Origin of the sequence: Nocardiopsis sp. CA-288880, assembly GCF_050955985.1 — a bacterium.
In the GTDB taxonomy this organism is placed as follows: Bacteria; Actinomycetota; Actinomycetes; order Streptosporangiales; family Streptosporangiaceae; genus Nocardiopsis; species Nocardiopsis tropica.
In genome coordinates this window covers 5688079-5708460 of the sequence record NZ_CP192105.1, presented here as the reverse complement: position 1 = coordinate 5708460, position 20382 = coordinate 5688079, and the positions used below count along the sequence as shown (strand labels likewise).

Sequence of the window (20382 nt, the reverse complement as noted above, 5' to 3'; positions counted from 1 at the left end):
CCGGGCGGGCCCTCACGGCCGCCCGCCCACCCGGGGGGCCTTGCGCCGCCGGAGCCCCGCCGCGCGCAGACGGGTGACCAGCTCGCGCCCGGTCACGTGCTCGGCGCCCAGTTCCAGCGCGCGGGCGTGCAGGTGGCCCGGGATGTCGTAGTGGTCGCGCTCGAACGCCCGCGGGTCCACCCCCATGGCGCGGGCGAAGGCGTGCAGCTCCTCGAAGGAGCTGTCGCTCACCAGGTGCGCGAAGAGCAGGCCGCGCGGCCCGGGCCAGACCGCGGAGTCGATGAGGACGCTCATGGCGTGCGGGGCGCGCTGACGGCCCGCCACGGGACCGGGCTGGACATGACCATGGTGCTGGAGGGGCGACCGTGCTCGGCGAGCTGGTCGATGACCTCCTCGAAGTGCTCCATCGAGCGGACCGCGATGAGCAGGACGCAGCAGTCGTCGCCGGTCACCCGGTGCACCTGCAGGATCTCGGGCAGCTCCAGCGAGGAGCCCTCCCGCAGCAGGCAGTGCGCGCCGAAGCACTCCATCCGGACCAGGGCGGTCACCGGCAGCCCGGCGGCGGCCGGGTCGACGTGCGCGTGGTAGCCGGTGATCACCCCGCGGTCGGTGAGGCGGCGGACGCGGTCGGCGACGGCGGGCGCCGACAGGTTGACCCTGCGGGACAGCTCGTTGAAGGACAGCCGCCCGTCCTGCTGCAGTTCGGAGAGGATGTGCTGGTCGACGCCGTCCAGCGGGGTTGCCAGTCGTGAGGCCATGCTTTGCATTCCCAAGGTCGAAGCTCGTTAACCATGACGAATGCTAGGCCAATGCCCGACTTGCGTGTTCGTCGGCCATTCCTTTCGCGGTTGTGTCTGCCCGATGATGTGACCTCACGTACACGGTGCCGTGTGCCGGGGCGGTTCCCCTCGCCGCGCGGCGCCCGCACAGCCGCTCACGCAGTACCGACAAGGGGTCGTCATGCTCTCCACCGCCGCCCAGCAGTGTCCGTTCGCCCCCGGGGAGGACGCGGACGGGGCCGAGGCGGCCCGGGCGCGCCGGGCCGCGGCCGACGGGGGGCGGCCGACGCTCTCCTTCGAGAAGAACACCCCCTATGTCGACTACGTCGGGATCGACACCCTGCTCGGCCTCCGGAGACCGCGCACCGCCGAGCCGGCCGAGTCCGCGTTCATCATCGCCACCCAGGTGATGGAGCTGCTCTTCGCGCTGGTCCAGGAGCGCTGGGAGGCGGCCCGCGACGCGCTGGAGGCGGACGACGTGCCCGGCGCGCTGGCGTGGCTGCGCCGGGCGTGCAACGCTCAGGACGTGCTCAACGACTCCTGGGGCCTGCTCGGGGACATGACCCCCACCGAGTTCAACCGCTTCCGCGACTCCTTCGGCGAGGCCTCCGGGTTCCAGTCCTACGGCTACCGCAAGCTGGAGTTCCTGCTCGGCAACAAGTCGGCCGCCATGATCCGGCCGCACAAGGCCATGGCCGGAGTGGCGGACCAGCTCAGGGCCGTGCTGGAGAGTCCCGGCCTCTACGACGCCGCGCTGCGCCTGCTCCACCGCCGCGGCCTCCCGGTTCCCGCCGACCGCGTCGAGCGGGACTGGACGCAGGGCTACGAGCCCAGCGACGGTGTCGAGGCGGCGTGGACGGCCGTCTACGCCGACGACGCGCCCGGGAACGACCTGTTCCTGCTGGCCGAGGCGCTGCTCGACGTCGCCGAGAGGGTGACGCGGTGGCGCCACCGCCACCTCGTGGCCGTCAAGCGGACGATGGGCGGCAAGCCCGGCAGCGGGGGCTCCAGCGGTCTCACCTGGCTGGCGCGCAACGCCGAGCAGGACGTCTTCCCCGAGCTGTGGTCCCTCCGCAGCTCCGTCTGACCAGTACGCCGCACCCCGCGCACGACCAGGAAGCAGGAACCGATGACGCCCACCACCCGTGAGGACTGCGTCGCGCTCGACGCCGCCGACCCCCTCGCCGCGTTCCGTGAGGAGTTCGTCCTCCCCGAGGGCGTGATCTACCTGGACGGCAACTCCCTGGGCGCGCTGCCGCGCTCCACCCCGGGCCGGGTGGCCGACATGATCGAGCGCGAGTGGGGCCAGGACCTCATCCGCAGCTGGAACGACGCGGGCTGGTGGGACAAGCCGCGCACCCTGGGCGCCAAGGTCGCGCCGCTGGTCGGCGCCGCCGCGGACGAGGTCGTCGTCGGCGACGGCACCTCCGCCAACCTCTTCAAGGTCCTGGTCGCGGCGCTGCGGATGTCCGACCGCTCCGTCGTGCTGGGCGAGGCCGGCAACTTCCCCACCGACCTGTACGTGGCCGAGGGCGCGGTCGCGCTGGCCGGGGCCGTCCAGCGCAGGGTGGACCCCGACGGCCCCGGGCTGGAGGCGGCCCTGGCCGGGGGCGACGTCGCCGTCCTGCTGCTCAGCCACGTGGACTACCGCAGCGGAACCCTGCGCGACATGCCCGGCATCACCCGCCTGGCCCACGAGAACGGGGCCCTGGTGGTGTGGGACCTGTGCCACAGCGTCGGCGCGGTCCCGGTGGACCTGTCGGGCAGCGGGGCCGACTTCGCGGTCGGGTGCACCTACAAGTACCTCAACGCCGGTCCGGGCGCCCCCGCGTTCCTGTACGCGGCCCGGCGCCACCACGCGGTGGCCGAGCAGCCCGTCAGCGGATGGCACGGGCACGCCCGCCCGTTCGACTTCTCGGGCGACTACGAGCCCGCGCCGGGGGTCTCGCGCTTCCTCAGCGGTTCGCAGCCGCTGGTCGCGGACGCGGCGCTGGAGGCCTCCCTGGACGTGTGGGCCCGGGCCGACCTGGCCCAGGTCCGCGCCAAGAGCCTGGCGATGACCGACCTGTTCCTCTCCCGGGCGGCGCAGGCGGGGATCTCCTCCATCACCCCCTCCGAGCACGCCCGGCGCGGGAGCCAGGTGGCGCTGGTGGAGCCCGAGGAGGGCGCGGGGTACGCGATCGTGCAGGCGCTCATCGCGCGCGGGGTGATCGGTGACTTCCGCGCCCCCGACGTCATGAGGTTCGGGTTCACGCCCCTGTACCTGCGCCATGTGGACGTGTGGGACGCCGCGACGGCCCTGGTCGAGGTCGTCGGGACGGGCGAGTGGCGCCAGGAGCGCTTCGCCAGGCGCGGCCAGGTCACGTGACCCCTTCTTGACACTCCGGACGGGCAACCGTCCGGAGTTCTCTTTGCCCGCAGGGGAGAGGCCCCCGTCGCCGCTGACCCCCGCCCGGGACGGGCATTGCGCGGCCTTGACCGCGCCGCCCCCGGCCGCACCGCGGGACCGCGGCGCGTGGACCGTGACCTTTTCGGCCCGTACACGGCCTCCCGTCCCACCTCTCCCGCCTCGTGTCAACTCGCGCGAGTGTATGACGCGGGCCACGGAACGGCCCCTCCGCCTTCTCCGCATGCGTCCGGGAACCCCTGTCCGGCAGGGGTTCCCGCGTTTCAGGGGCCCTTTCCCGGGTCACTGCGAGTCGTATGCGGGTAAACACGTGCTGTCATTTTACCTGGAAGACTTGCACACTTTGCTTAAACCTGGGTTAGTGTCCTCGTGATCGCTTCGTTATGAGTCTTTAGCGAGTCGATGCCGAGCCCTTGACCGGCCGAGTGCCGCAAGGGAGTCGAGACCCTCACCGGGAATCGGGCGGCGCGTATCCACGCGCTCACGCCGGAGGACCACCGAATTCCATCGGTGCTCCCGTTCCCGCCCGCCACTCGCCGCCAGCGACGCGGGAGATCCCTGACATGACGCCCTCGCGGGGCGCACGGGCGTACCCGCGTGTTCTGGAGCGTCGTGCCCACGGTCTTCTCGGCCCTGTCGTCAACCTGGCCTTTACTTTATGAGCAACGAAACTCCCATTCAGCACGGCGAAGTCACCGCGACCTACTTCTGGGACGACGGTTCCGGCATCAACGGGGACACCGGTGCACCCGCAGGCGGAGAGCCCATGCAGAAGGGGCTGTTCTCCAGCCCCAGCTGGCCGCTCGGCACCGAGGGCTACATCGTCTACGAGGGCGAGGAGTACGAGTTCTTCATCGGTGACCGCGGTCCCGGTGAGCCCTCTCAGGACTGCGACGTCCTGCTCGACATCGACGGCAAGACCTTCGCCGACATGATGGGCACGAGCTTCGACGAGAACTCCCTGACCGTCGGCGGCGGCAACGGCCACGCCGAGGTCGAGTACTACATCACCGAGTGGGGCGACGGGAACGGCACCGAGGGCGCCCCGCACCCCTTCCAGGAGCCCGGCAACAAGTGTGAGGACGCCGTCTCCCCCCTCCCCGAGGAGAAGACCGAGGAGGAGCCGAAGGAGGAGACCGCGAAGGAGACCTCCGAGGACGGCGCCGACCAGGCCGCCGAGGAGGAGCAGGCGAAGGAGCAGGAGCAGTCCGAGTCCGAGGCCGCGGCCGAGGGCCAGGACGGGAACGGCGACGGCGGCGTGACCGCCGAGACCGCCGCGAACGACCTCTCCGGAGCCGAGCTCACCGGTGCGGACGGCGTGATGAGCGGCACGGGTCTGCTGACCCTGGCCATCATCCCGGCGATCCTGATCGCGCTGTTCTTCGCCTGGACCCGCCGTCCGGCCGGCCAGCACGCCGGTGCGGCCGACAGCGAGGGCAAGGGCCTGATGGCCGAGAGCGACGGGCGCCACAGCCTGGGCTCCACGCTCAGCACCCTGTTCGACAAGCTGCGCGGCAACAAGTAGCGCGCAGGGCGCCCTCCGGGACCTCCCGGTCCCCCGACCGGTACCGGCCCGAGGCCGGACGCCCGCGCAGGAGCGGTCCCCGAAGGGCCGCGGCCGACAGGCCGCGGCCCTTCGGCGTGTCCGCGCCGGGACGCTCCCGGTGTGCGGGACGCGGGCGGGCCGCCGGTCGCCGTTGACCGCCGCGGCCCGTCCGCCCCTCGGGCGCGCCGACACGGGGTCCGCGCGCCCTGTCCCGCGCCTCGGCGGTCGGGGCGGTAGCCCTTCCTGTCGTGCCCGGGGGCTCCGTGCACGGGTGCGGGGACTCGCGGGTACGGGGGCGCGCCGGCGGCCCGGTGGTCGCCGCGCACGAGGAAGACGACGGGCGTGTTCCACACGGTGGCGAAGTCGTAGGCCTCGTCGGTGTCGCCCCCCTCACCCGTCAGGGCCAGGGCCGCCACGTCCCGGCCCTCGCGCCGGGCCGCGTAGGTGAGGCCGACCGCGTGCGAGGCGTTCGTGGCCACGGGGGTGCACTGCGGAGCGCACCGGTAGCGGCGGGGGTCGTATCCCGGACGCCAGTCGCCGCGGAAGAGCGTGAGGGCCTCCACCGGGTCCACCCCGCGGGCGACCAGGGCGACGCTGTCGCGGTACCCGGGGAAGAGCCAGTCCTGGTCTCCGACAGGGCGAGCACGCCCGCGACCTGGGACGCCTCCTGCCCCGCCGAGGACGGGTACACGGCGAGGCGGCCCTGGCCGGCGAGCGCGCGGGCCTGCCGGTCGAAGCGGCGCCCGATGACCATGGCGCGGTGGAGCCGGGCCGGCCGGGCGCCGTCGGGAGCGGTGAACCGCGGGTGCTCCACACGCAGCCCGTGCCGGTCGACGAGCCGCACGGGCTCCACCGGCGGGGGCGGAGGAGCCGGGGGAGATCGCTCATCGGTGTGCTTCATGTCTTGAATATGCGGTTAATCACCCCATATTGTCGATGTCCCCAGGCTGATGCTGGACAAAATGGCCGGTCGTTCGCCAGAGCGCCACGGATGGTCTCACGCGGGTATCGTGTGAGCGGTATGAGGTGAGACACATGGCCGTGCGGCTGGACGACACCGACCGTCGTATCATCGCCCTCCTGCGGGAGGACGGGCGCATGTCCATCCGCGCGGTCGCGGAGCAGGCCCACATCTCCAGGGCCAACGCCTACTCCCGGCTCGAACGGCTGCGGGACGAGGGCGTCATCCGCGGGTTCACCGCCGTCATCGATCCCGAGAAGTACGGCACCGCCCTCTCCGCCTACGTTTCCGTGCGCATCGAGCAGCACTCCTGGGAGAGGTTCCGGGGCTACCTGCGCGACATCCCCGAGGTGGACCACGCGGCGCTGGTGTCCGGCGACGTCGACCTGCTCCTCCTCGTCCGCGTCACCGACGCGGCCGCGCTGCGCACCTTCGTCCTCGAACGGCTCCAGCGCATCCCCGAGGTCAAGAGCACCCAGACCATGTTCATCCTCGACGAGCCGCCCCTGTGACGGCGCCGGCCGGAAGGGGCCTTTCGCCCTGCGATTGGACCTCGGCGCGGCCCCCTCCGCCCCCTAGCCTGAACCCATGCCCGAGTACCGCGTCGTCGACGCCTTCACCGACCGGCCCCTGGCCGGGAACCCCGCCGCCGTCCTGGTCCTGGACGACGCCTACCCCGACGCCTGGGCGCAGGGGGTCGCGGCCGAGTTCAACCTGTCCGAGACGGCGTTCGCGCGTCCCGTGGACGACCCCGGCGCCGACTACGAACTGCGGTGGTTCACGCCCACGGTCGAGATCGACCTCTGCGGACACGCCACCCTGGCCACAGCGCACGCGCTCGCCGAACGCGGCGAGCCCGGACCGTTCCGCTTCACCACCCGCAGCGGCGTCCTCACCGTCACGAGGGAGGACGGGCTGCTGTGGATGGACTTCCCGGCCAGGCCGCCGAAGCCGGTCGAGGCCCCGGAGGGGCTGGCCGAGGCCCTGGGGGCGCGGCCCCTGTGGGTGGGCCTGGGCGGCGCGGAGGACCTCCTCGTCGAACTCGCCGACGAGGACGCCGTCCGGGGCCTGGCCCCGGTCGCGGCGGCGGTCGCGGCCCTGCCCTTCCAGCTGGTCATCGTCACCGCCCGGGCCCGGCAGGGGCCCGACTTCGTCTCCCGCGTCTTCGCCCCCGCGGTGGGGGTGCCCGAGGACCCGGTGACCGGCAGGGCGCACACGGTCCTCACACCCTTCTGGGCCGACAGGCTGGGACGGGCGGAGCTGAGCGCCCACCAGGCCTCCGCGCGCGGCGGCGACCTCCTGCTGAAGGACCGGGGCGGCCGGGTGCTGATCGGCGGCGGGGCGGTGACGGTCGCCACCGGGACCCTGCACCTCTGAGCGTGTCCGGGGGGCGGGTCCGGACCGCGCCGTCCGGCGCGGGCGCCGGGCCCGCCGGGGTGTCGGCGGAACACGGCCGGGAACCCTCCCCCTAGGGTTCGACGGGGGCCGGGCCCGGTCCCCGGGAACAGAGAGCCGAGAGGAGCACCCCGTGGAGAAGTGGGCCACCAGGGAAGAGATCATCGCGGTCAGGGAGCGGCTGGAGGCCGCCGACCCGCGCTGGCGTCGTCCGGCCGCCTACGCCGTCGGCGTCATCCGCGACGGCCGGACCTCGTTCACCCTGACCAACCGGGACGGCAACTACCTTCCGGCGGTGATCCTGGCCAGGGCGGTCGGCCACTCCTCCGGCAGCGGCTCCTACCCCCTGTCGGTCGAGCAGCTGGAGACGGCGGAGGCCGAGCTGGCCCCGGCCGAGGCGTGCCCGGACTTCGAGCACCCGAACCTCCACCACTGGCGGGACCTCGTCGCCGAGGTCACGGGGGAGGGCGGCCAGCTGGTCGCCGTGTTCGTGGGCGACCTGGCCGACGAGCCCGTCGACGAGCACGACCGGGCCCTGCGCGCCGCCCTGGAGGGGTAGGCCCCGCCCCGGGGCGCGGACCGGCCGGACCGGATCCGGAACAACGAGCGCCCTCCGGGGCCGGGCGGCCGTCGATGGGGAACTGGGGGCCGACGGAATCACTGTTTCCCCCTCGCGGCACCCGGACTTCCGGTAGAACTGAACGCGAGGCACCTCCCCACCCCTCCCGGGGAGGTGCCCGCCACACTCCGGCCCGGGACACCCCCTTGGTACCGGGAGGACGTGTGGCCCCCCGAGAGATCGGCCCCGGCGCCCCCCGGGGCCGATCTCCACCTCCGGGCGGAGCGGCCGGGCCCGGCCCCGGACGCCTGCTCGTCGAGTACGAGCTCTTCCTGCCGGCCGCCAGACACCCTCGCCTGCGCGAGGCCGCCGACGGGTGGCTCGCCGCCGTCTCGGCGTTCGCCCGGCGGTACACGGACGACCCGGTCCGGGACCGCGTGGTCGCCGCGGTCATCGACGGGGTCCTGCTGCGCAGCCTGCTCGGGGACACCGCGCCCACGGCGGACGAGTTCGCCGCCCTCCTCGCCGACGTCCTCCCGGACCCGCCGGGGGCGGACCCGCGGACCCGGCCCCGGGGCCGCGAGACCTCCCCCGAGCAGCGCGGACACGGTCGTCCACAGGCCCTCTGCGACGCCGTCCCGAAACCCCTAACCTGGCCCGGAGGATCATCCGAACCCAGGGAGGACACCGATGGCGGGACGGCACGGGGGCGGCGGCCAGGGGCGCCGGTACGGCGGCGGGGGAGGCGGCCGGGGCGGCGGGCGCCGACCCGAGCCCGAGCCCCTCCGGGGGGTGCGGGACGACGCACGCCTCTCGGCGGAACTGCTCCGCATGGACGGCGACTCCTACGGCCGCTACAAGTCCCTGCGGGGCGACTGGGACTTCGGCGACTTCACCCTGACGGTGCAGCGCGTGCAGGCGGACCCGTTCGCCCCGCCCTCGCGCGTGCGCGTGCTCGTGCCGGACGCCGGCATCCCCAGAAGCGCGTGGGGCGATCCGGTGCGACGCCGCGCCACCGCCGACTACCTGGGCCGTCGCGCCCGCGGACTGCTCCGGGGCTCCCTGCTCAAGATCGACGCCGGGGGGCAGGAGGTCATCGAGCGCTCCTCCTGCCGCCTCACCGACGGCGGCCTCGAACTGCGCATCGGCATCGACCTCCCCGGCCACGGGCGCCGCATCGACGGCCGCACCGCCGAGCGCGAGCTGTGCACGACCCTGCCCGCGCTGGTCGACGACCTCGACTGGGAGGCGGTCGACGCGGCCGAGGCCGAGGCCTTCGCCGACAGCGTCGCCGACACGGTCGCGCTGCGCGCCGGCCTGGAGGACCGGGGGCTGGTCGCCTTCGTCGCCGACGGCGCGGTCCTCCCGCGGCTGAGCGGCGTCAGCGACGAGCCCATGGCCGACGGGGCGGTGCCCTTCGAGGCGCCGGAGAGCCTGCGGGTGGACGTGGACCTGCCGCACAGGGGCGCCGTGACCGGCATGGGCGTGCCGGAGGGCATCACGCTCATCGTCGGCGGCGGCTTCCACGGCAAGTCCACCCTGCTGCACGCGCTGGAGCGGGGGGTCTACGACCACGTCCCCGGGGACGGCCGGGAGCTGGTGGTGACCAGGGACGACGCCGTCAAGATCCGGGCGGAGGAGGGGCGGCGGGTCGAGCGCGTGGACGTGAGCCCGTTCGTCCGCAACCTCCCCACCGGCGCGGACACGAGCGACTTCCGCACGGAGAACGCCTCCGGATCCACCTCCCAGGCCGCCAACATCTGCGAGGCCGTCGAGGCCGGTTCGCGCACCCTGCTGGTGGACGAGGACTCGACCGCCACCAACCTGATGATCCGCGACGAGCGGATGCAGGCGCTCGTCCACGGCGACCGCGAGCCCCTCGTGCCCTTCATCGACCTGGTCCGGCCCCTGCGCCGCGACCACGGGGTGTCCACGGTCCTGGTCATGGGCGGCAGCGGTGACTACTTCGACGTCGCGGACCAGGTGGTCATGCTGGACGCCTACCACCCCCACGACGTCACCGAACGGGCGGCGGAGCTGGCCCGCGAGCGCACCGACGCCGACTTCGGCGCGCCGCGGGCCCGGGTGGTCGACCCCGACTCGGTGGACGACACCGCACGGGGCCGGGGGAGGATCAAGCGTCGCGACATGGACGTCCTCGTGTTCGGGGAGAGCGACGTCGACGTGCGGTCCGTGGAGCAGTTCGTGGACCCGGGGCAGCTCATCGGAGCCGGGCTGGCCCTGCGCGAGCTCGTCGCGGGCCGCCACCTGGACGGGGCGCGTACCCTGGCCGAGGCGCTCGACTCCCTGGAGGAGGCGCTGGAGGCCGAGGGCGTCACCCTGCTCGGCGACGACTTCGGGGGCGACTACGTCCTGCCGCGCCGGTTCGAGGTCGCCGCGGTCCTCAACAGACTGCGCACGCTCCGCGTCTGCGGCCAGCGTCCGGGCGGGTGAACGCGCTGCCGTTCCGGCTCCGGCCGGGGCTCCGGCCGCCGACCAGGGGCGGGAGCCGCGAGGGAGCGCGCTCCCGTCGCGCTCCCGTCGCGTCCCCCACCGGAGGGGGAGGGGCGCTGGCGCGCACCCGCGGGGACGCTCCGGCGGCCGGGGTGTGACAGGCGTCCCATCGCAGGCCTGAGGGGGATCCGGTCGGTATTGTGGGAAAGCAGGGCACAGCCTCCCAGGAGGTGCGATGCCGGGCCCTCCCCGGTCGCGCCCCGGCGGTCGGACCGCCGTGAGGACGCCGCCCTGCGAATCCGACCAGTCTTGGAGAAGAGAACCCGGTGCGTGACCCCGCAGATCTGTACGAACTCCATCCCGGCTTCGACGACATCGCCGGGCTGGCGATGCTGGTCTGTCTGGACGGCTTCGTGGACGCCGGACACACCGGACGCCAGGTCGCCGAGGCCCTTTTCGAGCGCTTCGAGGCCGAGGAGGTCGCGACGTTCGACGCCGACCGGCTCGTGGACTACCGGTCCCGCCGCCCGTCGATGACCTTCGTGGAGAACACCTGGACGGACTACGAGCCGCCCAAGCTCGCCCTGTACCGGATGCACGACGAGGAGAACGCCCCGTTCCTGGTCCTGTACGGCCCGGAGCCGGACCGGGAGTGGGAGGCCTTCGCCGCCGCCGTCGTCCAGCTGGTCGAGCGGTTCTCGGTGTCGCTGTCCATCAGCACGCACGGCGTGCCGATGGCGGTGCCGCACACCCGTCCGGTCACGGTCACGCCGCACTCCACCCGCCCCGAGCTGGTGGAGGGCCACACCCCGTGGATCGGCCGGATCGAGGTGCCCGCCAGCGCCGCGGCGATGCTGGAGTTCCGCCTGGGGGAGCGCGGCCACGACTTCGTCGGCTACGCCGTCCACGTGCCCAGCTACCTGGCCCAGTCCCAGTACCCGCGGGCGGCCATCGCCGCCGCCGGTTACGTGGCCGGGGCGACCGGGCTCGCGCTGCCCACCAGCGGGCTGGAGGAGGTGGCGGGGGCGACCGACGTCGACATCGCCGAGCAGGTGGCGGCCTCCGAGGAGGTCCAGCGTGTCGTGGCCAACCTGGAGCGGCAGTACGACGACATCATGTCCTCGCGGACCGATCCCGAGGAACGCCCCACACTCCCGCTGGCCGACGACGAGGCCGGCCTGCCCACCGCCGACGAACTCGGCGCGGAACTCGAACGCTACCTCGCCGAGCGCGAGGGCGACGGAAACGGATGACCGTGTTCTACCAGATTGTCTTCCGCTCGGTCCTGCGCCACATGGACGCCGAGAAGGTCCACAGGATGAGCTTCGCCGCGCTGCGCGGCGTGACCGCGATCCCCGGCGTGGCCTCGGCCATGGGGAGGGTCCTCGGCCCGCGTGAGCCCGAGCTCGCCGTGCGCGCCCTGGGGCAGGAGTTCCCGGGGCCGCTGGGCCTGGCGGCGGGTTTCGACAAGAACGCGGAGAGCCCGTCCGGTCTGGCCGCGCTCGGCTTCGGCTTCGTCGAGATCGGCACGGTCACCGCCCAGCCGCAGCCGGGCAACCCCGCCCCGCGCCTGTTCCGGCTGGTCGAGGACCGCGCGATCGTCAACAGGATGGGCTTCAACAACGAGGGCTCCGCCCTGGTCGCCGAGCGCCTGCACCACCAGAGGGGCGGACGCCGCCCCGTGCTGGGGGTGAACATCGGCAAGACCAAGGTGACGCCCGAGGCGGACGCGCCCGCGGACTACGCCCTCAGCGCCCGGCGCCTGGCCCGCTACGCCGACTACCTCGTGGTGAACGTCAGCTCGCCCAACACCCCGGGGCTGCGCAACCTCCAGGGCGTGGAGCAGCTGCGGCCCCTGCTCGCCGCCGTTCGCGAGGCGCTCTCCGAGGCCGGGCACCCGACCCTGCCGCTCCTGGTCAAGATCGCCCCCGACCTGGCCGACGAGGACGTCGACGCGGTCGCCGACCTGGCCCTGGCCGAGGGGCTGGACGGCATCATCGCCACCAACACCACCATCTCCCGCGAGGGGCTGGCCGCCTCCGCCGAGGAGGTGGAGGCCGCCGGGGCGGGAGGGCTGTCCGGCGCCCCGCTCAGGGAGCGGTCGCTGGAGGTCCTCCGCCGCCTCCGCGCCCGCGTCGGCGACCGCGTCACCCTGGTCGCCGTGGGCGGCATCGAGACCCCCGAGGACGCGTGGGCCCGCATCCGCGCCGGGGCGACCCTCGTGCAGGGCTACACGGGTCTGATCTACGGCGGCCCCCTCTGGCCGCGCCGCATCCAGCGCGGCCTGGCCAGGCTGGTCCGCGAGGCCGGATACCGCTCGATCGGCGAGGCGGTCGGCGCCGACGTCCACGGGGCCGGCAGCTCCCAGGAGTCCACCGCCGTCTGACGGCCGCCGCCTCCCGCGGGGCCGGGAACCCCTCCCCGGGGTTCCCGGCCCCGCGGTGATCCCGGGCGGCCCCGGCCCCGGTGCGCTCCCGATCCGCGCGCTACCAGTCCTCGGGGACGGTGACGCCCGCCGCCGGGTAGGACTCGCCGGGCTCGGGGTCGCCGACGACCTGGCTGACGGTCGCGAACTCGTAGCCCTCCTCCCGCAGCCGCTCGATGAGCCGCGGCGCGGCGGCCAGGGTCGGCGCGAGCGTGTCGTGCATGAGCACCACCGAGCCCGGCTCGACGTCGTCCATGACGCCGTCCACGATCTCCTCCGGGGACAGGCCGGTCCAGTCCTCGCTGTCCAGGTTCCAGAGGACCTGGGCCATCCCCTGCCTGCCGATCTCCTCGATCACCGGTCCGGAGGTGTCGCCGAACGGAGGCCGGAACAGTTCGACGTCCTGCCCCGTCTGCCGACTGACCATCGCGCTGACCGCCGCGACCTGCGCGGGGAGCTCCCGGTCGTCGAAGTACTCCGTCATGTGCTCGTGCAGGTCGTTGTGGCTGGCGATCTCGTGGCCCTCCGCGTAGGCGCGCCGGAGCACGCCGGGGCGGGTCAGCGCGGGGTCGCCGTTGAGGAAGAACGTCGCCGCCACCTCCTCCTCGGCCAGCAGGTCCAGGAGGGCCGCGGTCCCCTCCGCGGGCCCGTCGTCGTAGGTGAGCGCGACGCACTCGGTCCCCGGGGCCTCGCAGTCCAGGTCCGGGTCGCCGGCGGCGACCACCCCCGGCGCGGTCGGGAAGGACTCCGGGACGGCTCCGGGCGGGTCCACCGCGAGCACGGGGTCCTCCGCCGCCGACGCCTCTCGGGCGCGCTCTCCCAGGTCGGACAGGAGGGGCGCGGCCTCCTCCGACGGCACCACCGCGACGATCCGGCCCGGTTCCGACGAGGGCGGGTGGCCGACCACCACCGGGGAGAGGTGGCCGTCGTCGAACTCCACGAGCAGGTCGCCGTCGGAGTTGAACCCCATGGAGTCGTAGGTGCGCACGACGGGGTGCAGTCCCTCCGGGTCCACGTCCGGGTTCCCGGCCAGCACCTCGTGCACGATCCCGTCGAGCCTCCCCAGGGCGTCGTCGTCCGCCAGGAGCTCCGTCGAGTACGCGGTGTGCCCGGTCTCCGCGTCGTACCAGTACGTTCCGTATCCCTGGCGCCGACCGTGCAGGTCCTCCTCGGTGCGGACCAGGCGCACGCCCAGGACGCCGCTCCCGGCGCCCACGACCTCCCAGTCGACCGCCAGGCGCACGGGGTCGCGGCTGGCCCCGCGGAAGTCCCGCACCTCGCGGTCCACCTGCTCGGCCAGCCGGGAGGCGAACGGTTCGGCCCCCTCGAACACCGGGTAGGAGACGTCGATCTCCACGCCGTCCGGCCGGTGGGGGTGGTCGCCGAAGTCCGCGGCGCCACCGGTCCACTCGGCGACCTCCTCGCCGGGCTCGTCCAGGAGCACGGTCATCAGCTCCGGGTCGTCGCCCTCCGCCGCGCCGCCCGTGCCGCAGGCGGTGAACAGCAACAGCGCCGCCACCGCCGCGCCGCTCCGGTGCGCCGCGCGTCGTGCGGCCCCTCCGGGGCGCCGGGGCCCCGCCCCCCGGTCGCGTCCCCGAGGGGGAGCGGTCTGGCCAGGACGGACTCGGCTCGTCGGCAACACCGGTCTCCCTCATCCCTGCGCGGGTGCTTACGCGGTTGATGGGAGCAACATAGGGGACGCCGTACGCGCGCCTGTGGCGGTGACCACATGTGGTCACCGCCACAGGAGGGGGCGCGGGTCCGCACCCGTCCGGAGCGTCGCGGCCGGGGCCGCCGGGAACCCGTCGGCCCCGTGAGCCCGCCGGCCTCAGGCCGCCTCGTCCCCCTCCGGTTCCCCGCCGTCCCCCTCCGCGTCGGCGGGGGGCTCGGGGGCCCCGTCGACGTAGGTCTCGCCCGGCTCGGTGGCGCCGAGCAGCTGGGAGACGGTGACCATGGTGTAGCCGCGCTCGTCCAGTTCCCGGATGATCTCGCGGGAGGCGTCGACGGTCGTGTCGTGGATGTCGTGCATGAGGACGATCGCCCCGGGGGAGGCGCCGTCGACGGCGCGGTCCGCGACCACCGACGACTTGCGGTCCTTCCAGTCGTTGGTGTCGATGCTCCACAGGATCTGGGCCAGGCCCATGTCGGCGGTCACCGAGGCGACCTCCGCGTCGGTGGACCCGTAGGGGGGTCTCATGAGGTCCATGGTGTACCCGGTCTCGCGGTACACCAGGGCCTGCACGGTTTCGAGGTCCGAGCGGATCCCGCCCGCTCCGAGCCCGGCCAGGTCGGGGTGGGAGAGGGTGTGGTTGGCCAGTTCGTGGCCCTCCGCGTAGGCGCGCCTCACGGTGCGCGGATCCTCCATGACCGGGTAGCCGGTGACGAAGAACGTCGCGCGGGCGTCGTACTCGGCCAGGGTGTCCAGCAGTTCGGGAGTGCGCCCGCCCGGGCCGTCGTCGTAGGTCAGGGCCACGCACTTGGACCCGGGGGCGGAGCAGTCGACGTCCTCGCCCGCGGGCGGCAGGACCCCGGGGACGGCCGTCTCCCGGCTGTCCCCCTCCTCCCGGGGCGGGGCCGCGACGGCGAAGTCGCGGACGCCCCGGGTCGCCGAGCGCAGCGCGCGCTCGCCCAGGTCCGACAGCAGGGGGGCGGACTCCGAGGCGGCGATAACGGCGTGGGTCCTGCCCTCTTCCACGGGGGCGACCTGTCCCGCGTCGAACTCCACGACGAGGTCGCCGGCGGGGTTGAACCCCACGGAGTCGTACAGCGAGGCGATCGGGTGCACCGCGTCCGGGGCCGCGGTCCCCGGGAGGGCGTCCCGCACGAGGCCGTTCAGCTCCTCCAGTTCCGCCTGGCCGGCGATCAGGGCGGTGGAGGGGTGGGTCGAGCCGGTGAGGGTGTCGTACCAGTAGGTGGTGTATCCCTCACGGGTTCCCTCGGAGTCGGTCTCCTCACGGGTCACGCGGACCCCGACGATGTCGTCGTTGGCCGCCGTCAGGTTCCACGCGGACTCGAAGGAGACCGCTCCGGGGTTGGCCGCCTCGAAGGCGTCCACCTCGGCGGCCAGCGCGCGGTCCAGGAAGTCGCTCAGCGGGTCGGCGCCGGGGACGACCGGGTAGGAGACCTCCGCGGCCACCCCGCCCTCGCGGGCGAGTTCGGCCTCGGCCAGGTCCACCACGTCGTCGGGGTCGACCACCGTCAGCCCGTCGGGCTCGCCGGCGGCGGGCGGGCCCGCCTCCGGCCCGCCGTCCGCCGACCCGGGGTGCGTATCGCTCTCGGGTTCGGAGGCGAGCACGCCGGGCGGGGAGACGGCCAGCCAGACCAGCCCCGCGACGACCGCCAGCGCGACCGCGATCGTGGACAGGGGGTGACCGGGGGCCATGGTCGGTTGGGACTGCTTGTTCACCAGGGGTTCTCCACGTACATCTTCAAACGAGCGATCGCGGGGAGCACGGGGGAGGGCTCGGCCACGCGACGCTTCATGTCGGTTGTGACGCCGACCGCGCAACAGGGGTTCGCGCTGTTTCCGGCCGGGGGCACAGGGCAGCACGCCGGGTACAGGGGCGGAGGGGTGCTCCCTATACTTGCAGGCGTGGAAGGTACATGCTCCACCCCGGAACCCGGGCCGCGCCCGGAAGGGGAGGGGTGTGTCGCAAGAGGGAACCCGGTGCGACTCCGGGACTGCCCCGCAGCGGTATGAGGGAACGAACGTCGCCATAAGCACTGGTAATCCGGTCGGAAAGGTCGGAAACCGGGAAGCGGCGGCCAGTAGGAGGACGGTGTCCGCGCCGTCCGCGCCCCCGAGTCCGAAGACCTGCCTCCACCCGGCGGCGCACCCGTGCCGCCGGTGGTCCCGTGCCCCGAGGGAGGGCCGAGGAGCGGCGGCAGGCGCACACGCCCACGGCGTGGCCCCGGGCATGTCCGCGTCCTCGCTCGCCCCCGTGGCCGGTACCCGGCTTTCGACGAGGGAGAGAAGCTCATGCCCGACACCCCCGAGGCCTCCCGGCCGTCCGTGCGCTCCACCGTGCACGGCTACCCCAGGATCGGCCCGAACCGAGAACTCAAGCGCGCCGCCGAGTCGTACTGGAGGGGCGAGACCACCGCGGAGGAGCTGGACGGCATCGCCGCCGACCTGCGCCTGGGCGTCTACACCCAGCTGCGCGAGGCGGGCGTCGACGACATCCCGTCCAACACGTTCTCGTACTACGACCACGTCCTGGACACCGCGGTCCTGTTCGACCTGGTGCCCTCCCGGTTCGCCTCGCCGGCCGCCGCCGGCGACCGCGACGAGGAGCTGCGCCGCTACTTCGCCCTCGCCCGGGGCGAGCAGGGGGCCCAGCCGCTGGAGATGACCAAGTGGTTCGACACCAACTACCACTACCTGGTCCCCGAGCTGTCGCCGAGCACCCGTCCGCGCCTGGTCGGTGACAAGCCCCTCGCCGAGTTCCGGGAGGCGGCCGAGGCGGGTTTCCCGACCCGCCCGGTCCTGGTCGGCCCGCTCACCTTCCTCCTGCTGGCCAAGGCCGCGGACGACGCACCCGAGGGCTGGCGCCCCGTCGAGCTGCTCGACCAGCTCCTGGACGCCTACGCCCAGCTCCTCGCCGGCCTCTCCGCCGCGGGGGCCGCCGAGGTGCAGCTGGACGAGCCGATCCTGGCCACCGACGAGGGACGCGCCGCCGTCGGGCTCCTGGAGCGGGTCTACCAGCGCCTGGGCTCCCTCGCCGAGCGCCCCTCCCTCCTGGTCTCGACCTACTTCGGCTCCATCGGGGCCCCCGCGCTGCGGATCCTGAAGGACTCCCCGGTGGAGGCCGTCGGCCTGGACCTGGTCACCGACGGCGAGGGCGTCGACGACCTCGTCAAGGTCTCGGGCCTCGGCAGCACCCGCCTGGTCGCCGGGGTGGTGGAGGGCCGCAACGTCTGGCGGACCGACGTCCCGGCCGCCGTGGCCGCGCTCGGCACCCTGCTCGCCCTCACGGACGAGCTGACGGTGAGCACGTCCTGCTCGCTCCTGCACGTGCCGATCGACCTCGACGCGGAGACCTCCCTCGCCCCCGAGCTGCGCGAGGCCCTGGCCTTCGCCAAGCAGAAGGCGTATGAGACGGCCCTCCTCGGCCGCGTCCTCTCGGCGGGGGCCGAGGCCGAGTACGCGGCGGGCGGCACCGGCGGCGGTCCCGCCTTCACGGACGCCCGCGTGCGCGCCCGCCTGGACGCCCTGGGCCCGGACGCCTACGAGCGCCCCCAGGACAGGGGCGCCCCCACGGACACGCCGCTGACCACGACCACCATCGGGTCGTTCCCCCAGACCGCGGAGCTGCGCCGCGCCCGCGCCGCGCACCGCCGGGGCACCCTGGCGGAGGACGCCTACAAGCAGATCCTCCGGGAGGAGATCGACCGGGTCGTCGCGCTCCAGGAGGAGATCGGGCTGGACGTGCTCGTGCACGGCGAGCCCGAGCGCAACGACATGGTCCAGTACTTCGCCGAGCAGCTGGAGGGCTACGCCACCACCGAGAACGGCTGGGTGCAGTCCTACGGTTCGCGGTGCGTCCGCCCGCCGATCCTGTTCGGCGACGTCTCGCGCCCCGAGCCGATGACCGTCGAGTGGATCACCTACGCCCAGTCGCGCACCGACAAGCCGGTCAAGGGCATGCTGACCGGCCCGGTGACCATGCTCGCCTGGTCGTTCGTGCGCACCGACCAGCCGCTGGGCGACACCGCCCGCCAGGTGGGTCTGGCACTGAGGGACGAGGTCGCCGACCTGGAGCGCGCGGGCATCCGCCACATCCAGGTGGACGAGGCGGCCCTGCGCGAGCTCCTGCCGCTGCGCGAGGAGCGGCGCGCCGCCTACCTGGACTGGGCGGTGAACTCCTTCCGCCTGGCCACGTCCGGTGTGTCGCCGTCCACGACGATCCACACGCACATGTGCTACTCGGAGTTCGGCCTCATCGTCGGCGGCATCGAGGCGCTGGACGCCGACGTGACCAGCGTCGAGGCCGCCCGCTCCCGGATGGAGCTGGTGGAGGACCTGGGCCGCCGCGGCTACAAGCGGGGGATCGGGCCCGGCGTGTACGACATCCACTCACCGCGGGTGCCGTCCGTGGAGGAGATCGAGGGCTCGCTGCGGCTGGCCGTGGCGCACATCGACGCCGGGAGCCTGTGGGTCAACCCCGACTGCGGTCTCAAGACGCGCGGCTACGCCGAGGCGGAGCAGGCCCTGCGCAACATGGTGGAGGCCGCCCGCCGGGTGCGCGCCGACCTGCCCGGCGTCGGCTAGCGGGATGTTCCGTGCCCGGCCCGGGCGCCTCCGGGGCGAGGCGGCCGGCGGTCTCCGCGAGCGCGGGGGCCCGTCCCGGGGCATCGGCCCCGCCGGTGCGTCCGGCGTGCGGTCTCCGCGAGCGCCCGGCCCGGGCGCCCGTGGCCTCTGGCCGGGCACGGGACGAAACGGACGGGGAGGGGCCGCGGCGACGCCGCGGCCCCTCCCCGTCCCTGCGGCGGACCGGTCAGGTGCCGACCACGGCCAGCGCGTCGGCGCCGGCGTTGAGCATGATCTCCTCGAGGTTGTCGGGGAGGACCAGGTCCTCCGCGGAGTCCTCGCCCGTGAAGGACGGGTGCAGCTGGTACGTGATGTGGATGTTCAGGTTCGCGGTCCTGACCAGCAGCACGGCCTCGGGGATGAGGTCGCCCACGAAGTCGTACTTCGTGACGATGAAGTGGGCCTCGTCGCCGAGCTCCACCTCCTTGCTCTCCTCCACGTCGCCGGCGTCGTACAGGGTGCTGTACTCGCTCTCGCCGGTGATCTGGGCGACCGTGTCCTGGAACTGGCTCGTCGCGGCCTCGACGGAGTCGGCGGCGGAGTAGGGGGTCTGGTACACGATCTCGAAGGAGGCGTAGCCGCCGGGGGCGTTGCCCTCCGGCAGGGTGGCGTCCAGGGTGTCGCAGTACGAGTTCTCGTCGCGGACGGACTTGTTGCCGCCGTCGGTGACGAGGAAGTCGGCCACGACCTGCTCGGTGAAGGCGTCGCAGGGCTCGGTGGGGACCGAGTAGGGGGGCTCGCCGGCGGGGGCCGCGTCGGGGTCCGGCTCCGGGGCCGGCTCGTCGCCGCCGGTCGCCTCCTCCGCGCTCGCGGAGGGCTCGGTCTCGGGCGGGGTGGCGACGGTCGTCCCGTCGTTGCCGTTGGTGACCAGCATGACCAGGACCGCGACCACGAGGACGACGATGACCACGCCGCCGCCGATGACGACCCACAGCCTGGCCTTGCCGCCGCCCTGGGGCGGCTGGGGCTGGGGATGGGGGTAGCCGGGGCCGCCGCCGTAGGGGGGCTGGCCGCCCGCGTACATCTGCTGCTCCGGGCCGGGGAAGCCCTGGCCGGGACCCGTGGGGGCGCCGTAGGCGGGCTGCCCGCCCGTGCCCGGGTCGCCGTAGGGGGCGCCGTAGGGGGGCTGGCCCCCGCTGTTGTCCCCGCCACCGTAGGGGTTCTGCGGTGGTTGGTTGTAAGGTCCGTTTTCGCTCATGGCTCCCCTCGCCCGTGATGTGCTGGCCGTGTTGTCTGGGACGCGTGTGCGTGCCGGTGGGTTCTCACGACTTCCGGGACCGCGCGGCCGTGCCGGAGCGCGTTCGGAGCGGTACAGGAGCCGTGCGAGGGGAGGCGCACCTACCGCCACCGCCTTCCCGCGGGCGAGGGCGGAGGCGTGGGGCCGGGCGTTCCCCGTCTCCGTGAGGAGGATCCCGGGGGACCGGGGGTGCCGATCGTGGCAGGCTCCGGGGGGATCCCCGGGCCGAGGTCGGGACCTGTGCATAGTAGCCGCGGGGTATGTCCCCGCGGCAGTCCCGACCAGGGGTAACAGGGTGAATCGTCACTG

Annotated in this window: 15 protein-coding genes, 2 pseudogenes and 1 riboswitch; of the genes and pseudogenes, 11 read left to right on the top strand and 6 right to left on the bottom strand. The window is 73.8% G+C overall.

The features are described 5' to 3' along the window. Nucleotides 1–12: 12 nt before the first annotated feature. Nucleotides 13–294 carry a DUF4031 domain-containing protein gene (locus tag ACQPYD_RS24725; RefSeq protein ID WP_433702125.1) on the bottom strand — a complete coding sequence of 94 codons (282 nt, stop codon included), beginning with the start codon at nucleotides 292–294 and terminating at the stop codon, nucleotides 13–15. Further along, nucleotides 291–758 carry an Lrp/AsnC family transcriptional regulator gene (locus tag ACQPYD_RS24720; protein WP_433697903.1) on the bottom strand — a complete coding sequence of 156 codons (468 nt, stop codon included), beginning with the start codon at nucleotides 756–758 and terminating at the stop codon, nucleotides 291–293. Before ACQPYD_RS24720 ends, ACQPYD_RS24725 begins: the two co-directional genes overlap by 4 nt. Before the next feature lie 202 nt (nucleotides 759–960). On the opposite strand from ACQPYD_RS24720, the gene ACQPYD_RS24715 reads away from it, so the two are divergent. From ACQPYD_RS24715 to ACQPYD_RS24705, 3 genes are all read left to right on the top strand, one after another. Beyond that, nucleotides 961–1866 (top strand): tryptophan 2,3-dioxygenase, encoded by a 906-nt coding sequence (locus tag ACQPYD_RS24715; protein WP_433697902.1) that lies wholly within the window; start codon nucleotides 961–963, stop codon nucleotides 1864–1866. Between the two features lie 42 nt (nucleotides 1867–1908). Further along, entirely contained in the window at nucleotides 1909–3147 is a 1239-nt protein-coding gene (gene kynU / locus ACQPYD_RS24710) for a kynureninase (RefSeq protein ID WP_433697901.1), read from the top strand. Between the two features lie 697 nt (nucleotides 3148–3844). Then, nucleotides 3845–4711, top strand: coding sequence for a hypothetical protein (locus ACQPYD_RS24705; protein WP_433697900.1), 867 nt, complete (start codon nucleotides 3845–3847; stop codon nucleotides 4709–4711). Nucleotides 4712–5103: 392 nt separating this feature from the next. Here the strand turns inward: ACQPYD_RS24705 and ACQPYD_RS24700 are convergent. Further along, nucleotides 5104–5304 (bottom strand): annotated as a pseudogene (locus ACQPYD_RS24700) (pyruvate dehydrogenase (acetyl-transferring) E1 component subunit alpha); the annotation flags it as partial. Between the two features lie 463 nt (nucleotides 5305–5767). On the opposite strand from ACQPYD_RS24700, the gene ACQPYD_RS24695 reads away from it, so the two are divergent. The 7 genes and pseudogenes from ACQPYD_RS24695 to ACQPYD_RS24665 all read left to right on the top strand — a co-directional run bounded on the left by ACQPYD_RS24695 (nucleotide 5768) and on the right by ACQPYD_RS24665 (nucleotide 12487). Then, nucleotides 5768–6205 carry an Lrp/AsnC family transcriptional regulator gene (locus ACQPYD_RS24695; protein WP_267945912.1) on the top strand — a complete coding sequence of 146 codons (438 nt, stop codon included), beginning with the start codon at nucleotides 5768–5770 and terminating at the stop codon, nucleotides 6203–6205. Nucleotides 6206–6281: 76 nt separating this feature from the next. Next, on the top strand, nucleotides 6282–7070 hold the full coding sequence (locus tag ACQPYD_RS24690) for a PhzF family phenazine biosynthesis protein (RefSeq protein ID WP_433697899.1): 789 nt from the start codon (nucleotides 6282–6284) through the stop codon (nucleotides 7068–7070). 151 nt (nucleotides 7071–7221) lie between these two features. After that, a complete protein-coding gene (locus ACQPYD_RS24685; protein WP_433697898.1) occupies nucleotides 7222–7647 on the top strand; it encodes a hypothetical protein in 426 nt (141 codons plus the stop codon). Nucleotides 7648–7721: 74 nt separating this feature from the next. Further along, nucleotides 7722–8126 (top strand): annotated as a pseudogene (locus ACQPYD_RS24680) (hypothetical protein); the annotation flags it as partial. Between the two features lie 211 nt (nucleotides 8127–8337). Next, nucleotides 8338–10101: an ABC-ATPase domain-containing protein gene (locus ACQPYD_RS24675; protein ID WP_433697897.1), complete on the top strand. Its 1764-nt coding sequence runs from the start codon at nucleotides 8338–8340 to the stop codon at nucleotides 10099–10101. Nucleotides 10102–10427: 326 nt separating this feature from the next. Further along, entirely contained in the window at nucleotides 10428–11354 is a 927-nt protein-coding gene (locus ACQPYD_RS24670; RefSeq protein WP_433697896.1) for a proteasome assembly chaperone family protein, read from the top strand. Further along, nucleotides 11351–12487 carry a quinone-dependent dihydroorotate dehydrogenase gene (locus ACQPYD_RS24665; RefSeq protein ID WP_433697895.1) on the top strand — a complete coding sequence of 379 codons (1137 nt, stop codon included), beginning with the start codon at nucleotides 11351–11353 and terminating at the stop codon, nucleotides 12485–12487. The genes ACQPYD_RS24670 and ACQPYD_RS24665 overlap by 4 nt, the downstream gene beginning before the upstream one ends. A gap of 100 nt (nucleotides 12488–12587) precedes the next feature. Here ACQPYD_RS24665 and ACQPYD_RS24660 read toward each other — a convergent pair whose 3' ends face one another. Both ACQPYD_RS24660 and ACQPYD_RS24655 read right to left on the bottom strand, forming a co-directional pair. Then, nucleotides 12588–14165, bottom strand: coding sequence for a polysaccharide deacetylase family protein (locus ACQPYD_RS24660; protein WP_433697894.1), 1578 nt, complete (start codon nucleotides 14163–14165; stop codon nucleotides 12588–12590). Nucleotides 14166–14354: 189 nt separating this feature from the next. Further along, a complete protein-coding gene (locus ACQPYD_RS24655) occupies nucleotides 14355–15908 on the bottom strand; it encodes a polysaccharide deacetylase family protein (protein ID WP_433702124.1) in 1554 nt (517 codons plus the stop codon). A 262-nt stretch (nucleotides 15909–16170) separates the two neighbouring features. Further along, nucleotides 16171–16345: riboswitch (cobalamin riboswitch) on the top strand. A gap of 160 nt (nucleotides 16346–16505) precedes the next feature. Between ACQPYD_RS24655 and metE the strand changes: the two genes are divergently transcribed. Continuing rightward, the gene (metE, locus tag ACQPYD_RS24650; protein WP_433697893.1) at nucleotides 16506–18797 is read left to right on the top strand and encodes a 5-methyltetrahydropteroyltriglutamate--homocysteine S-methyltransferase; all 2292 of its coding nucleotides are present in this window, start codon (nucleotides 16506–16508) and stop codon (nucleotides 18795–18797) included. 226 nt (nucleotides 18798–19023) lie between these two features. Here the strand turns inward: metE and ACQPYD_RS24645 are convergent, their stop codons facing one another. After that, complete coding sequence (locus tag ACQPYD_RS24645; RefSeq protein WP_433697892.1) at nucleotides 19024–20034, bottom strand: DUF3558 domain-containing protein; 1011 nt, start codon at nucleotides 20032–20034, stop codon at nucleotides 19024–19026. Nucleotides 20035–20382 lie beyond the last annotated feature (348 nt).